The sequence below is a fragment of the Streptomyces sp. NPDC091371 genome, from assembly GCF_040684275.1.
Lineage (GTDB): Bacteria > Actinomycetota > Actinomycetes > Streptomycetales > Streptomycetaceae > Streptomyces.
In genome coordinates, this window is sequence record NZ_JBFBFP010000026.1 from 38,643 (window position 1) to 55,096 (window position 16,454).

The 16,454-nt window shown below is 74.8% G+C and carries 1 protein-coding gene; it reads right to left on the reverse strand.

What is annotated here, in order from left to right:
* Nucleotides 1-30 precede the first annotated feature (30 nt).
* Nucleotides 31-16,428 (reverse strand): type I polyketide synthase, encoded by a 16,398-nt coding sequence (locus AB0O21_RS25500; RefSeq protein ID WP_365174337.1) that lies wholly within the window; start codon nucleotides 16,426-16,428, stop codon nucleotides 31-33.
* Between the last annotated feature and the right edge of the window lie 26 nt (nucleotides 16,429-16,454).

The following is a 16,454-nucleotide window of genomic DNA, read 5'->3' on the forward strand; positions in this document are numbered from 1 at the left end:
GTCCGGTGCTCGTGTGTCGTCCGGTGCTCATCAGGAGATCCGCTCCTTCAGGTCCGTCAGCCAGCTGTCGATGACGGGGGCCGTCGTGTCGACGTGCTGCTCGACGATGGTGAAATGCGTGCCGGGGACGGTCGCCACGGTGTCGGCGCCCTCCCAGTCGGCCTGCCAGTCGGCATCGGGCTCGATCCCCGCGTCCTCGGCCGTCCGGAAGAGGTCCCCGGCCCGTACGAACAGCACGGGAGCCTCGATGTCCTCCTGCCGGAACTGCGGCAGGAGTTCCACGTAGCGGCCCATCGCGGAGAGTTCGGCGCTGCTGAAGGATCCCAGCGTGGCCGCCTTGTCGGGGACCGCGAAGGCCATCTGGTCGAAGAGCGCGTCGTTCGCCGCGCCCATGTAGTAGGTGTCCAGGAGCACCAGTCCGGCCGGCCGCACCCCGTGCACCCGCTCCAGGCGGGCCACCGCGGCGTGCGCGAGCAGGCCGCCCGAGGAGAAGCCGAGCAGGGCGAACGGTTCGCCGTCCGCGGCCCGCAGCACGGCCTCGGCGAGGACGTCGACGGCCGCGTCGAAGGACTCCGGCAGCGACTCCCCGCGCCCGAACCCGGGCGTGGGGATCCCGACGACCGGCATCGAGAGGCGGGCCGCGAGCCGCGCGTGCTGGTGCACGCCGCCGGCCACGGTCGGGGTGCTGAGGCAGATCAACCGGGGCGGCTTCGGCCCCTCGCCGTCCGCCTTGGTGCGCGCCCCGTACGAGACCGCCTCGGGCAGCCCGTCCAGGTCGGCGGCCGTGGCGAAGGAGGGCCGCAGTGCGGCCACCGCGCGCAGCATGGCCAGGCCGGGCTGGAGGTTCCCCGACATGATCGCGTCGAGGAACAGCCCGTAGAGGGTGTCGTCGGCCCGGTGGTCGGCGTGCGTGGCGGGCGCGGCGTCCTGCCCCGCGTCGCCTTGGGCGGCGGCCAGCCGGCCGGCGAGCAGCCGGGCCAGCTCGAGGGGGTTCTTGCTGTCGAAGACCACCATGGCCGGCAGGGCGAGCCCGGAGGCCGCGCCCAGCCGGTTGCGCAGTTCGACGGCGGTCAGCGAGTCGAACCCGGCCTCCAGGAAGCCCGCTTCGGCGTCGACCGCGCCGGCGTCGGCGTGCCCGAGGACCTCGGCGGCGTGGGTGAGGACCGCGTCGAGCACGACCCGCTCGCGTTCCGCGTCGCCGAGCCCGCGCACCTGTCGGCCGAGCCCGCCGGCCTCCGTGGCGGCGGCCGCCGCGCCGGCCCGGCGGCGCCCGGCGGGCGCCAGGGCCCGCAGCAGCGCGGGCACCTCGTCGGTACGGGCCCGCAGGGCGGCCAGGTCGACCCGGAGCGGGACGAGCGCCGGGGCGTCGGCGGCGACGGCCGCGTCGAAGAGCCACAGGCCCTCCTCCTCGGTCAGCGCCGGGGTTCCGGTGCGCCGCATCCGCTGGAGATCGGCCTCGCCGAGCCACTGGCTCAGCCCGGTCTCGGTGTCCCACAGTCCGAAGGCCATCGACGTGGCGGCCAGGCCGCGCGAGCGGCGGTGTGCGGCGAGGGCATCGAGGAACACGTTCGCCGCCGCGTAGTTGCCCTGTCCGGCGGCCATGACCAGGCCGCCGGCCGAGGAGAACAGCGCGAAGACGGACAGGTCGAGTCCGGCGGTCAGCTCGTGCAGGTGCCAGGCCGCGTCCGCCTTGGCGGCGAGCACGTGGTCCACCTGTTCGGGGGTGAGCGCCCCGATCAGGCCGTTGTGGGCAACGCCGGCGGCGTGGACGATCCCGCGCAGCGGGTGCGCCGGGTCGATGCCGTCGATCAGCCCGGACACGGCCGCCCGGTCGGAGACGTCGCAGGCGGCGATCTCCACCCGGGCGCCGAGCGCCGCGAGTTCCTCGCGCAGGCCGGCCGCGTTGGGCGCGCCGAGTCCCCGCCGGCTGGTGAGCAGCAGGTGCCGTACGCCGTGCTCGGCCACCAGGTGCCGGGCGACGAGCGCGCCCAGTCCCCCGGTACCGCCGGTGATCAGGACGGTGCCCTCGGGGTCCCAGGGCGTGTCGCCGCCGGGCGCGGCGGACCGGGCGAGCCGGGGCGCGAGCACCTTGCCCCGGCGGACGGCCAGTTCGGGCTCGTCGGAGGCGAGTGCGGCGGCCAGGGCCCGCGGGGACACCTCGCCCTCCTCCAGGTCCAGCAGGACGAACCGGCCGGGGTTCTCCGCCTGCGCGGCCCGGACCAGACCCCAGACGGGTGCCTGCCGTACGTCGACCGGGTCGCCGTCGGCGACGGCCGCCCCGGCCCGGGTCACCAGGACCAGCCGCGACTGCGCAGACTTCGGCTCGGCCAGCCACTGCTGGGCGGCGGCCAGCGCCGCGCCGACGGCGGTACGGACCCCTGCGGGGACCTCGTGCTCCCCGCCCGCGGCGGGCCCGTCCGCGAGGACGGGCAGCAGCACGGTGTCCGGTACGCCGGTGCCCGAGGCGCCCAGCGCGTCCAGTCCGCCGACCACCGGCACTCCGGCGACCTCCAGGCCCGGGCCGGCGATGGCCCAGTCCCCGCGCGGCCCGCTGCCACCGCCTACGGGGTGCCATTCGACGGCCAGCAGCGCGTCCCGGAACCCGCCGGCGCCGAGCTGCTCGACGGCCACCGGCCGCAGCTGCAGGGCGGCCACCGAGGCCACGGGGGCACCGGTCGGGTCGGCGAGGTCGAGGCGCACCGCGTTGCGCTGCCCCTCGACCGGCGCGAGCCGGACCCGTACGGAGGTCGCGGACGCGGCGTGCAGGGTGACGCCCGCCCAGGAGAAGGGCAGCAGGGCCCGCCCCTCGTCCTCCTCCGCGCCGAGCCCGCCGAAGCCGAGCGCGTGCATGGAGGCGTCGAGCAGGGCGGGGTGCAGTCCGAAGCGTCCGGCGTCCGCGTGCGCCTGCTCGGGCAGCGCGATCTCCGCGTACAGCGCGTCGCCGAGCCGCCAGGCCGCCGTCAGCCCCTGGAACACCGGCCCGTAGCCGAACCCGCGCTCCTGGAGCCCGTCGTACAGCCCGTCGGCATCCAGCTCCTCGGCGCCCGCGGGCGGCCAGGCGGTGAGCCCGTCGCCCGAGTCCCCGGCGGCCGGGGCGAGGAGCCCGTCGGCGTGCCGGGTCCACGGCTCCTCGGCGCTGCCCTCCGGGCGCGAGTACACGCGTACGCTGCGCCGGGCCTGCGCGTCGGGCTCGCCGACGACGACCTGGAGGGCGACGCCGCCGCGTTCGGGGAGGACCAGCGGCGAGTAGAGCGTGAGCTCCTCCAGCAGCCCGCAGCCGACGTGGTCGGCGGCCTGGAGGGCGAGCTCCACGAAGCCGGTACCGGGGAGCAGGACGCTGCCGTGGACGGCGTGGTCGGCCACCCAGGGCTGGGCGTCCAGGGAGACGCGGGCGGTGAAGGTCACCGCGTCGGAGTCGGGGGACGCCACGACCGCCGCGAGCAGCGGGTGGTCGAGGGCGTCCTGCCCGACGGCGACGGCGTCGGTGGCCGGCTTGGCCGCGTCGACCCAGAAGCGGCCGCGCTGGAACGGATAGGTCGGCAGGTCGACGACCCGGGCGCCGGTGCCGGCGTAGCAGGCCCGCCAGTCGACGCGCCCGCCGGACACGTGCAGCTGGGCGAGGGCCGTCAGCAGCCCTTCGGGCTCCGGGCGGTCCTTGCGCAGGGCCGGTACGAGGACGGCCGCCCGGTCTGTGTCGAGCACCTGCTGGGCGAGGCCCGTGAGGACGCCCACGGGACCGATCTCCAGGAAGCGGGTCACACCCTGCCGGTCCAGCGCCTCGACGGCGTCGGCGAAGCGGACGGCCTCCCGGACCTGGCCGACCCAGTACTCCGGGGACCGCCAGTCGGCGGACGCCGCTCCGGTGACGGTGGAGACGGCCGGGATACGCGGCTCGCTGAAGGCCAACCCGGAGGCCACGGCCCGGAATTCGTCGAGCATCGGGTCCATGAGCGCCGAGTGGAAGGCGTGCGAGACGGCGAGCCGGCTCGTCTTCCGGCCGGCGGCGGCGAAGTGCTCGCCCACCGCCAGGACGGCGGCCTCCACACCCGAAACCACCACGGAATCGGGCCCGTTGACCGCCGCGATGCCCACCTCGTCGGTCAGCAGCGGCAGGACCTCCTCCTCGGTGGCCTGGACGGCGAGCATCGCGCCGCCGGCCGGCAGCGCCTGCATCAACCGACCACGCGCCACCACCAACCTGGCCGCATCCGCCAGCGACAGCACCCCGGCCACATGCGCGGCGGCCAGCTCACCGATCGAATGCCCCGCCACCACATCCGGCCGGACACCCCACGCCTCAACAAGCCGGTACAGGGCGACTTCCAGCGCGAACAGCGCGGGCTGCGTGACCGCGGTCGCGTTCAGCGCCTCCGCATCCTCACCCCACACCACCTCGCGCAGGGACTGTCCGAGGTGTACGTCGACCTCCGCGCACACCGCGTCGAAAGCCTCGGCGAAGACCGGGAACGCCTCGTACAGCTCCCGCCCCATGCCGAGCCGCTGCGCGCCCTGACCCGTGAACAGGAACGCGGTCCTTCCGCTGCGGCGGGCCTGGTCGCGGATCACGGCGGGTGCGTTGCGGCTCTGCGCCAGTGCGGTCAGGCCGCGCAGCAGCTCGTCCCGCCCGGCCCCGACGACCACCGCCCGGTGGGCGAACGTGGTGCGTGCGGAGACCAGCGAGAGGCCGAGGTCGGCCGGCTCGATGCCGGGCTGCTCGGTGACGTGCTCCAGCAGCCGTTCGGCCTGGGCGGCCAGGGCCTGCGGAGTCTTCGCCGACAACAACCAGGGAATCGCGGGGAGTTCGGTGCGGTCGACCGCCGCCTCCGCGACCTCCGCGGGCGCCTCCTCGACGATCACGTGCGCGTTCGTCCCGCTGATGCCGAAGGAGGACACGCCGGCCCTGCGGGGCCGGTCCGCGGCCTGCCATGCGCGGGCCTCGGTGAGCAGGGCGACGTTGCCCGCCGCCCAGTCCACCTGGTCCGAGGGCGCGTCCACATGGAGGGTCCTGGGCAGGATGCCGTGCCGCATCGCCATGACCATCTTCATGACGCCCGCGATGCCCGAAGACGCCTGGGTGTGGCCCATGTTGGACTTGATGGAGCCCAGCCACAGCGGCCGGTCCTCCGCCCGCCCCTGCCCGTAGGTGGCCAGCAGTGCCTGCGCCTCGATCGGGTCGCCGAGGGTGGTGCCCGTGCCGTGCGCTTCGACGGCGTCGACCTCGGCGGCCGTCAGGCCCGCGTTGGCCAGCGCCTGGCGGATCACCCGCTGCTGGGAGGGGCCGTTGGGGGCGGTCATGCCGTTGCTGGCGCCGTCCTGGTTGAGCGCCGACCCGCGGAGCACGGCGACGACCGGGTGGCCGTTGCGGCGGGCGTCGGAGAGCCGCTCCAGGAGCAGCACGCCCGCGCCCTCGCCCCAGGCGACACCGTCCGCCGAGGCCGCGAAGGACTTCGAGCGGCCGTCCGGGGCGAGCCCGCGCTGCCGGCTGAACTCGACGAACATGCCCGGGGTGCCCATGACCGCGACACCGCCGGCCAGGGCCAGCGAGCACTCGCCCGCCCGCAGGGCCTGGGCGGCCATGTGCAGGGCGACGAGGGAGGACGAGCAAGCGGTGTCGACGGTGACGGAGGGGCCTTCGAGGCCCAGCGTGTAGGAGGTACGGCCGGAGACGAGGCTGCCGCCGCTGCTGGCCGCGGCCTCCACGCCGAGGGCGTAGTCGTGGTACATGACCCCGGCGAACACACCGGTCGACGAGCCCTTGAGCGCCGTCGGGTCGATCCCGGCGCGTTCGATGGCCTCCCAGGACACCTCCAGCAGCAGCCGCTGCTGCGGGTCCATCATGAGGGCTTCGTTGGGGCTGATCCCGAAGAAGACCGGGTCGAAGTCGGCCGCGTCGTAGAGGAATCCGCCTTCGCGGGCGTAGGTGCGGCCGGGCGTGCCCGGCTCCGGGTCGTACACCTCCGGGTCCCAGCCGCGGTCGGCCGGGAAGCCGCCGATGGCGTCCACCCCGTCCGCGACGAGCTGCCACAGCTCCTCGGGCGTGGTGACCCCGCCCGGGTACCGGCAGCCCATCCCGACGATCACGATCGGGTCGTCGTCCCCGCCCGCTCCGCCGCCGGCGGGCAGGGCCCGGGCGGGGACGAGCGCGGCGCCGTCCGAGCCGCCGACCTGTTCGCCGATGTGGGCGGCGACGGCCTGCGCGGTCGGATAGTCGAAGATCAGCGTGGCCGGGAGCCGGAGCCCGGTCACCGCACCGAGCCGGTTGCGCAGCTCGACCGCGGCGAGGGAGTCGAAGCCCAGCTCGCTGAAGGCCCGCTCCGGCTCGATCGCGTCCGCGGACGCGTGGCCGAGCACACCGGCCACCTGAGTGCGTACGAGGTCGAGGAGCGCGGCGGCCCGCGCATCCGCGTCGAGGCCGGCCAGGCGGGCGAGGAGCCCGTCGCCGCCGTCCGCGGACTGCGCGGCCCGGCGTACGGGGACCCGTACGAGTCCTCGCAGCAGGGCGGGGAGAGCGGCGGCGCGTGCGCGCAGCACGTTCGTGTCGATCAGCAGCGGCACCACGGCGGGCAGGCCCGAGCGCAGGGAGCTGGTGAAGAGGGCGAGGCCCTCGGCCTGGGAGAGGGCGGGCAGGCCCTGGGCCGCCATCCGCTCTTCGGCCAGGTCGAGCATGTCGGTGCTGGTCATGCCGGTGGTGACACCCCAGAGACCGAAGGCCATGGAGGTGGCCGGGAGTCCTTCGGCATGCCGGTGGGCGGCGAGCGCGTCCAGGAACACGTTCGCGGCCGCGTAGTTGCCCTGCCCCGCCGCCAGCACCAGACCGCCGGCCGAGGAGAACATCACGAACGCCGACAGGTCCATTCCAGCGGTCAGCTCGTGCAGATGCCACGCCGCGTCCGCCTTCGGACGCAACACCGCGTCCATCCGCTCGGACGTCAGCGCACCGATCACACCGTTGTCGGCGACACCCGCCACATGGACCACACCCGACAGCGGGTGGGCCGGGTCGATGGCCGCGAGGACGGCCGCCAGGGCCTCCCGGTCCGCCACGTCGCACGCGGCGACCGCGACCGAAGCACCCAGGCCGGTCAGATCGGCGAGGAGTTCGGAGACTCCGGGGGTATCCGCACCGCGACGCCCGAGGAGCAGCAGATGGCGTACGCCGTGCTCGGCGACCAGGTGGCGGGCCACCAGCGCGCCCAGACCGCCCGTACCGCCCGTGATCAGCACGGTACCCGCCGCGTCCCAGACCGGCTCAGCGCCGCCGTCGACGGCCACACGGGCCAGCCGCGGCACCGACACCTCACCTGCACGCACCGCCAACTCCGGCTCGCCCAGGGCGAGCAGGGGCTCGAACGCGACGGATCCGTCGGTGTCGACGAGCACGAAGCGGCCCGGGTTCTCCGCCTGCGCCGCCCGCACCAGACCCCACACCGGGGCCTGCCGCACATCCACCGGCTCACCGTCCACGACGGCCACCGCGCCCCGCGTGACCACCGCCAGCACCGCACCCTCGGGACGCTCCACGGACAGCCAGTCCTGCACGGCCGCCAACACCTGGTTGGCCAGGTCGTGCACGGCGGTCGGGACGTCCCCGCCGGCCGCCTCGCACGCGAAGACCACCGTGCCCTCGGCCGGCTCCTGCGCGGCAGTGGAGGCCGCACCGGGCAGCGGGTTCCAGGCGATGCGGAAGAGGGAGTCGGCGCCGTGGGAGTCGAGCTGCTCGGTGGAGACCGGGCGGCCGACGACCGCGCCGACGGTGGCGACCGGGGCGCCGGTGGCGTCGGCCACCTGCAACGAGAGGCTCTCCGGAGTGGGCTGGGTGATCCGCACCCGTACGACGGAGGCTCCCGCCGCGTGGAGGGTGACGTCCTTCCAGACGAAGGGCAGTACCGTCTCGTCGCCGCCGGTGCCGTTCACGAGCGCCGCGTGCATGGCGGCGTCCAGGAGCGCCGGGTGGAGTCCGAACTCCCCCGCTTCGGCGTGCGCCTGCTCCGGGAGGGCGACCTCGGCGTAGACCTCCCCGTCGCGCCGCCAGGCCGCCTTGAGGCCCTGGAACGTCGGCCCGTATCCGAAGCCCCGCTCGCGCAGGCCCTCGTACGCGCCCTCCAGCGGCAGTTCGGCCGCCCCGGCGGGCGGCCAGGCGGCGAGGTCGAAGCCGGCGGGCTCGGCGCCGGAGGCGAGTACGCCGTCGGCGTGCAGGGTCCACGGCAGGTCCGGCCGGTCCTCGGCGCGGGAGTAGACGCTCACGGAGCGGCGGCCGGAGGCGTCGGCGGCGCCGAGGACCATCTGTACGGTCACGGCCCCGCGTGCGGGGAGGATGAGCGGCGCCTGCAGGGCGAGCTCTTCGAGTACGTCGCAGCCCACCTGGTCGCCGGCCCGGATCGCCAGCTCCACGAACCCGGTGCCCGGCAGCAGGATGCTCCCGAGGACGTCGTGGTCGGCGATCCAGGCGTGGGTGCCGGCCGACAGGCGGCCCGTGAAGGTCACCACGTCGGTGTCGGGGGACGGCAGTACGGCTCCGAGCAGCGGGTGCCCGGCATCGGTGAGACCGGCCGTGGCCATGCTGCCGCTGCCGGAGCCGATCCACGAGTTGGCGAGGTACTCCTCCATGCCGATCCAGTAGCGGGTGCGCTGGAAGGCGTAGGTGGGGAGTTCGACACGGCGGGCACCGCCGGCCGGGTAGAAGGCCTCCCAGTCGACGCGGGCGCCGGACACGTGGAGCTGGGCCAGGGCGGTGATGAGGGTCTCGGCCTCGGGACGGTTCTTGCGCACGGCCGCGGCAAGGAGCGCGTCATCCAGGGTCTGCGCGGCGAGGCCGGTGAGGATCCCGTCGGGGCCGATCTCCAGGAAGCGGGTCACGCCCTGCCGTTCGAGCGTGCGCACGGCATCGGCGAAGCGGACGGCTTCCCGGACCTGGCCCACCCAGTACTCCGGGGACTGCCAGTCGGCCGAGACCTCACCCGTGACGGTGGAGACCACCGGGATGCGCGGCTCACTGAAGGTAAACTGCTCGGCTATTGACCGGAATTCAGCGAGCATCGGGTCCATGAGCGGCGAGTGGAAGGCGTGCGAGACGGCCAGTCGGCTCGTCTTGCGGTCCGCCGCCGCAAAGTGCTCGCCCACCGCCAGGACGGCGGCCTCCACGCCCGAAACGACCACGGAGTCGGGCCCGTTGACCGCTGCGATGGCCACCTCGTCGGTGAGCAGCGGCAGGACCTCTTCCTCGGTGGCCTGTACGGCGAGCATCGCGCCGCCGGCGGGCAGGGCCTGCATCAGGCGCCCGCGGGCCACGACCAGCCGGGCCGCATCGGCGAGGGAGAGGACTCCTGCCACGTGTGCGGCCGCGAGCTCGCCGATGGAGTGCCCGGCCACCACGTCGGGGGTGACGCCCCAGGATTCGGCCAGCCGGAACAGGGCCACCTCGAAGGCGAACAGTGCGGGCTGGGTGATCGCGGTCGCGTTCAGCGCCTCCGCGTCCTCACCCCACACCACCTCGCGCACGTGCGTACCGACCTCCGCGCACACCGCGTCGAAGGCCCCCGCGAACACCGGGAAGGACGCGTACAACTCCCGTCCCATGCCGAGGCGCTGGGCACCCTGCCCGGTGAACAGGAACGCCGTCCGACCGCCGCTCTGGGCCTGGCCGACGACCAGACCCGGGTGCTCCTCCCCCGCCGCGAGAGCCGCGAGCGCGCCCGCCCGGTCGCCGGCCACCACCGCGCGGTGGTCCATCGTGCTGCGCGCCGAGGCGAGGGTGTGGCCGATGTCCGCCGGGTCGTGCTCGTCGGCGACGGCCAGCAGCCGTTCGGCCTGGGCGGCCAGCGCCGGTGCGGACTTGGCCGACAACACCCAGGGGGTGAAGGGCAGTTCGACGTCGGCCGACAGTTCGGCGGATTCGGTGGCGGCGGCCTCCTCCACGATGACGTGGGCGTTGGTGCCGCTGATGCCGAAGGAGGAGATGCCGGCCCGCCTGGGGTGGCCCTCCGCCCGCCATTCCCGGGCTTCGGTGAGCAGTTCCACGTCACCGGCGGACCAGTCGATCTGGTCCGAGCGTTCTTCGGCGTGCAGGGTCGGCGGCAGCGTGCCGTGCCGCATCGCCATCACCATCTTGATGATGCCGGCGACGCCCGCGGCGGCCTGCGTGTGGCCCATGTTGGACTTGATGGAGCCCAGCCACAGCGGCTGCCCCTCCGCCCGCCCCTGGCCGTAGGTGGCCAGCAGCGCCTGCGCTTCGATCGGATCGCCGAGCACCGTGCCCGTGCCGTGCGCCTCTACGGCGTCGACCTCGGCGGCCGTGAGGCCCGCGTTGGCCAGCGCCTGGCGGATCACCCGCTGCTGGGAGGGGCCGTTCGGGGCGGTGAGGCCGTTGCTGGCGCCGTCCTGGTTGAGGGCCGAGCCCCGGACCACGGCGAGCACGGGGTGGCCGTTGCGGCGGGCGTCGGAAAGCCGCTCCAGGAGGAGCATGCCCGCGCCCTCGCCCCAGCCGGTTCCGTTCGCGCCGACGCCGAAGGACTTGCAGCGGCCGTCGGGGGCGAGTCCGCGCTGCCGGCTGAACTCGACGAAGACCTCCGGGGTGGCCATGACGGCGACGCCGCCGGCGAGCGCCAAGGAGCACTCCCCCGACCTCAGGGCCTGGACGGCCATGTGCAGGGCGACCAGCGAGGAGGAGCAGGCCGTGTCGACCGTGACGGCCGGGCCTTCGAGGCCGAACACGTACGAGACGCGGCCGGAGGCGATGGCTCCGGTGCTGTTGTTGGCCGCGTAGTCGTGGTACATCATTCCGGCGTAGCAGCCGGTCATGCTGCCCCGGAGGGTCTCCGGGTCGATGCCGGCCCGTTCGAAGGCCTCCCAGGCCGTCTCCAGCAGCAGGAACTGCTGCGGGTCCATGACGGCGGCCTCGTTGGGGCTGATCCCGAAGAACGCCGGGTCGAACTCGCCGGCCTCGTGCAGGAATCCGCCTTCGTGGGCGTAGCTGGTGTGCGGCCGCTCGGCGGTCGGGTCGTAGATGCGGTCGAGGTCCCAGCCGCGGTTGGCGGGGAAGGCGGTGACGGCGTCCACGCCGTCGGCGACGAGCTGCCACAGCTGCTCGGGGGTGCGCACCCCGCCGGGGTAGCGGCAGGCCATGGACACGATCACGATCGGGTCGTCATCGCCCGCACCGGTACGGACCGCCGCCGACGCCGGAGCCGACTCGCCGCCGACGCCGTCGAGTTCGTCGAGCAGGTGACGGGCCAGGGCGCGCGGGTTGGGGTAGTCGAACGCCAGCGTCGCGGGCAGCCGGACTTCGGCGGCGGCGCTGACGGCGTTGCGGAACTCGACGGCGGTGAGCGAGTCGAAGCCGAGCTCGCTGAAGGCGCGGGTCTCGTCGACGGCGTGCGGCCCCGGGTAGCCGAGGGTCACGGCGACCTGCGTGCGCACCAGGTCGAGCAGGACGCCCTCGCGCTGCTCCCGGTCCAGGCCGGCCAGCCGGCCGCGCAGCGCTCCGGCCGCCTCGGCCGCGGACACCGCGGCACGGCGGGCCCGTACGCGGACCAGTCCGCGGAAGAGCGGCGGCAGGGCCTCGCCCGCCTCGGCGAGGGTGCGTACGTCCAGCCGGATCGGCAGCACGACGGGGGTGTCGACGGTCAGGGCCCGGTCGAAGAGGTCCAGGCCGTACTCGGCGGTGAGCGCGCCGATGCCGGTGCGGCTCATCCGCTGGAGGTCGGCGTCGGTCAGGGCGCCGGACATGCCGCTCGCCCACAGGCCCCAGGCGAGGGACTGGGCGGGCAGGCCGTGGGCGCGCCGGTGGGTGGCGAGCCCGTCGAGCAGGGCGTTCGCCGCTCCGTAGTTGCCCTGGCCGGGGACGCCCAGGACGCCGGTCGCGGAGGAGAACAGCACGAAGGCCGACAGCTCCAGGTCCCGGGTCAGCTCGTGCAGGTGGAGCGCCGCGTCGGCCTTGGCCCGCAGTACGGTGTCCAGGCTCCGCGGGGTCAGCGAGGCGACGAGCGCGTCGTCGAGCACGCCCGCGAGGTGGACGAGGCCGGTGAGCGGCACCCCGGTGATGAGCGCTGCGAGGGCGTCGCGGTCCGCGACGTCGCAGGCGGCGATGGTGGCCTCCGCGCCGAGGCCGCGGAGCTCGGCGCGCAGTTCCACCGCGCCGGGGGCGTCCGTACCGCGCCGGGAGACCAGCAGCAGGCTCCGTACGCCGTGGGCTTCGACGAGCTGCCGGGCCACCAGGCGGCCGAGCGCCCCGGTCGCGCCGGTGACGAGGACGGTGCCGTTGCCGAAGTCGGGGCGGGCGCGGCGTTCGGGGTCGTCGGTGAGGCGGGCGAGCCTGGCCCCGTACACGGTGGCGCCGCGGACGAGGGTCTGGGGTTCTTCGGCGGCCAGTGCTGCGGCGGCCTGCGTTGCGCTGCCGAGGTCTTCGAGGTCCGTGAGGAGGAACCGGCCGGGGTTCTCCATCTGCGCGGACCGGACCAGGCCCCAGACGGCGGCGCCGGCGAGGTCGGTGACGTCCTCGCGGGCCTCGCCGGGCCGGGCCACCGCCGCGCTGGTCGCGACGAGCAGGCGCGTGTCGGCGTACCGCTCGTCGGCGAGCCACTGCTGGAGGGCGGCGAGCACCTCGGCGGTGGCGGCGCGCACGGTGGCGGGCTCCGAGCCGGAGTGCCGGGAGCGCAGGACGACGCTGTCGGGTACGGGCCCGTCGGCGGTCAGGGTGGCCCAGTCGGCCGGTACGGCCTCCGGGACCGCGGCGGGCAGCTCGGCCCAGTCCAGGCCGAAGAGGGACTCGTGGGCGACGGTGCGGGCGGCGGCGAGCTGCTCGGCGGAGACCTCGCGCATCGCGAGGGAATCCACGGAGAGCACCGGCCGGCCGGTCTCGTCGGCGACGGACAGGGCGACGGCGCCCGCGCCGTCCGGGGCGATACGGACCCTCAGGCGCGCGGCGCCGGAGGCGTGCAGCCGTACGCCCGTCCAGACGAACGGCAGCACCGGCCCGGTGGCATCGGCGAAGAGGTCCGTGAACACGGAGCCGTGCAGGGAGGCGTCGAGCAGCGCCGGGTGCAGGCCGAACGCGGCGGCCTCGGCGTGGGCCCGCTCGGGGAGCGCGACCTCGGTGAACACCTCGGTACCGGCCTGCCAGGCGGCCGTCAGACCACGGAAGGCCGGGCCGTACGGGAGCCCGGCGGCGGCCAGCGCCTCGTACACCCCGTCGGTGTCGATGGGGGTGGAAGCGGCGGGCGGCCAGGTGGCGAGGTCGAAGGAGCCGGACGCGGCTGCCCCGGCGGCCGCCAGTACGCCGGCCGCGTGCAGGGTCCACGGCTGGTCGGGCTGGTCGTCGCGGCGGGAGTGGACGCTGACCGGGCGCCGCCCGGACGCGTCGGCGGCGCCGACCTCCACCTGGAGGGCGACGGCGCCCCGTTCGGGGAGGACGAGCGGGGACTGGAGCATGAGCTCTTCGAGCAGCTCGCAGCCGACCTGGTCGCCCGCGCGGACGGCCAGCTCCACGAAACCGGTGCCGGGGAAGACCACGGAGTCCCCGACGACGTGGTCGGCGAGCCACGGCTGGGCCGACACGGAGACCCTGCCGGTCAGCACGACACCGCCGGAGTCGGCGAGGGAGACGACAGCGCCGAGCAGCGGGTGCCCGGCGGCGGCGAGGCCGGCGGCGGAGATGTCACCGAGGGAGCCGGTGCCCTCGACCCAGTAGCGGGAGCGCTGGAAGGCGTAGGTGGGGAGGGCGACGACCCGGGCGCCGGTGCCCGCGTAGAGGGCCTGCCAGTCGACGGCCACGCCGGAGACGTGCAGCTGGGCGAGGGCGGTGAACAGGCTCTCGGCCTCGGGGCGGTTCCTGCGCTGGGCCGCCGCGAGGACGGTGTCTTCCACGCTCTGGGCGGCGAGGCCGGTGAGGATGCCGTCCGGGCCGATCTCCAGGAAGCGGGTCACTCCCTGCCGTTCCAGCGTGCGCACCGCATCGGCGAACCGGACGGCCTCCCGGACCTGGCCGACCCAGTACTCCGGCGACTGCCAGCCCGCCGAAACCTCACCCGTCACGGTCGACACCACGGATACCGACGGCTCGTTGAACGTCAACCCGGCGGCCAAGGCCCGGAATTCGTCGAGCATCGGGTCCATGAGCGCCGAGTGAAAAGCGTGCGAGACGGCCAGTCGGCTGGTCTTCCGGCCGGCGGCGGCGAAGTGCTCGCCCACCGCCAGGACGGCGGCCTCCACACCGGAAACGACCACCGACCGGGGCCCGTTGACCGCCGCGATGCCCACCTCGTCGGTCAGCAGCGGCAGCACTTCCTCTTCGGTGGCCTGTACGGCGAGCATCGCGCCCCCGGCCGGCAGCGCCTGCATCAACCGTCCGCGCGCCGCCACCAGCTTGGCCGCGTCCGCGAGCGACAGCACCCCGGCGACATGCGCGGCGGCGAGCTCGCCGATCGAGTGCCCCGCCACCACATCCGGCTTGACGCCCCACGCCTCAACGAGCCGGTACAGGGCGACTTCGAAGGCGAACAGCGCCGGCTGCGTGAGCGCCGTCGCGTTCAGCGCCTCCGCGTCCTCGCCCCACACCACCTCGCGCAACGACCGACCCAGGTGTACGTCGACCTCCGCGCACACCGCGTCGAAAGCCGCCGCGAACAGCGGGAACGCGGCGTACAACTCCCGCCCCATCCCCAGCCGCTGCGCACCCTGACCCGTGAACAGGAACGCCGTCGACCCCTTGGTGACGACTCCGCGCACGACGTTCGGGTGTGCCTGCCCTTCGGCCAGTGCCGCGAGCCCGGCCAGGGCCGCTTCGCGGTCGTCGGCGAGGACGACCGCGCGGTGGTCGAGTGCCGCACGGGTGGTGGCCAGGGAGTAGGCGAGGTCCGCTGCGGCCGGCTCGGGTTCCGCCTGGGTGTGGGCGTACACGCGGCCCGCCTGGGCGGCGAGGGCGGCGGCGTCGCGGCCGGAGACCGGCCAGGGCAGCACGGCGGGCAGCGGGGTCGCGGCGGTGGGCGCGGCGGGTGCTTCGGCCGCCTCGGCGGGGGCCTGTGCCGGTGCCTCGGCCGGGGCTTCCTCCAGGATGATGTGGGCGTTGGTGCCGCTCACGCCGAAGGCCGAGACGCCGGCCCGTCTCGGCCGGTCCTCGGCGCGCTCCCACTCGCGGGACTCGGTCAGCAGCCGGACGCGGCCCGCGGACCAGTCGACGTGGCTGGACGGTTCGTCCACGTGCAGGGTCTTGGGCACCAGCCCGTGGCGTATCGCCTCGACCATCTTGATGACGCTGCCGACGCCTGCGGCGGCCTGTGCGTGGCCCATGTTGGACTTGATGGAGCCCAGCCACAGCGGCCGGTCCTCCGTGCGGTCCTGCCCGTACGTGGCCAGCAGTGCCTGCGCCTCGATCGGGTCGCCGAGGGTGGTGCCTGTGCCGTGTCCCTCGACGACGTCGACGTGGCCGGCGGGGATCCGGGCGTTGGCGAGGGCCTGGCGGATGACGCGCTGCTGGGCCCGTCCGTTGGGGGCGGTCAGGCCGTTGCTGGCGCCGTCCTGGTTGACGGCGCTGCCGCGTACGACGGCGAGCACGGGGTGGCCGTTGCGGCGCGCGTCCGCGAGGCGTTCGAGTACGAGCATGCCCGCGCCCTCGGACCAGCCGGTGCCGTCGGCGGCTTCGGCGAAGGCCTTGCAGCGGCCGTCGGGGGCGAGTCCGCGCTGTCGGCTGAACGCGATGAACGGCGACGGGGTGGACATGACCATGACGCCGCCGGCGAGGGCCAGGGAGCATTCGCGCTGGCGCAGGGCCTGGGCGGCCAGGTGGAGGGAGACGAGCGAGGAGGAGCAGGCCGTGTCGACGGTCACGGCGGGGCCTTCGAGGCCCAGGGCGTAGGAGATCCGGCCGGAGATGACGGCGGCCGCGTTGGCGGTGGTCATGTAGGCCTCGGCGACCTCGCCCGCCGCGCCGATGAGGTACTCGTAGTCCTGGATCCCGGAGCCCGCGAACACGCCGACGGGCTTCCCGCGCAGCGACGCCGGGTCGATCCCGGCGCGCTCGATGGCCTCCCAGGACACCTCCAGCAGCAGCCGCTGCTGGGGGTCCATGGTGAGCGCCTCGTTGGGGCTGATCCCGAAGAAGCCCGCGTCGAAGTCGGCGACGTCCTGGACGAAGCCGCCCTCGTCGACGTAGCTGCCGCCGGACCCGCCGGCAGTGTCGGCCTCGTCGCCGCGGAGCCCGTCGAGGTCCCAGCCGCGGTCGGTGGGGAAGGTGGTGATGGCGTCCCGGCCCTCGGCCACGAGCCGCCACAGGTCGTCGGGGGTACTGACGCCTCCCGGGTAGCGGCAGCTCATCGCCACGATGGCGATGGGTTCGTGGTCCTGGTTCTCGACCTCCTGGAGCCTGCGCCGGGTCTGGTGCAGATCCGCCGTGACCCGCTTGAGGTAGTCGAGAAGCCTTGCGTCGTCATTGGACATCTTGGGTCCCACCGAGTCCTTGTTCA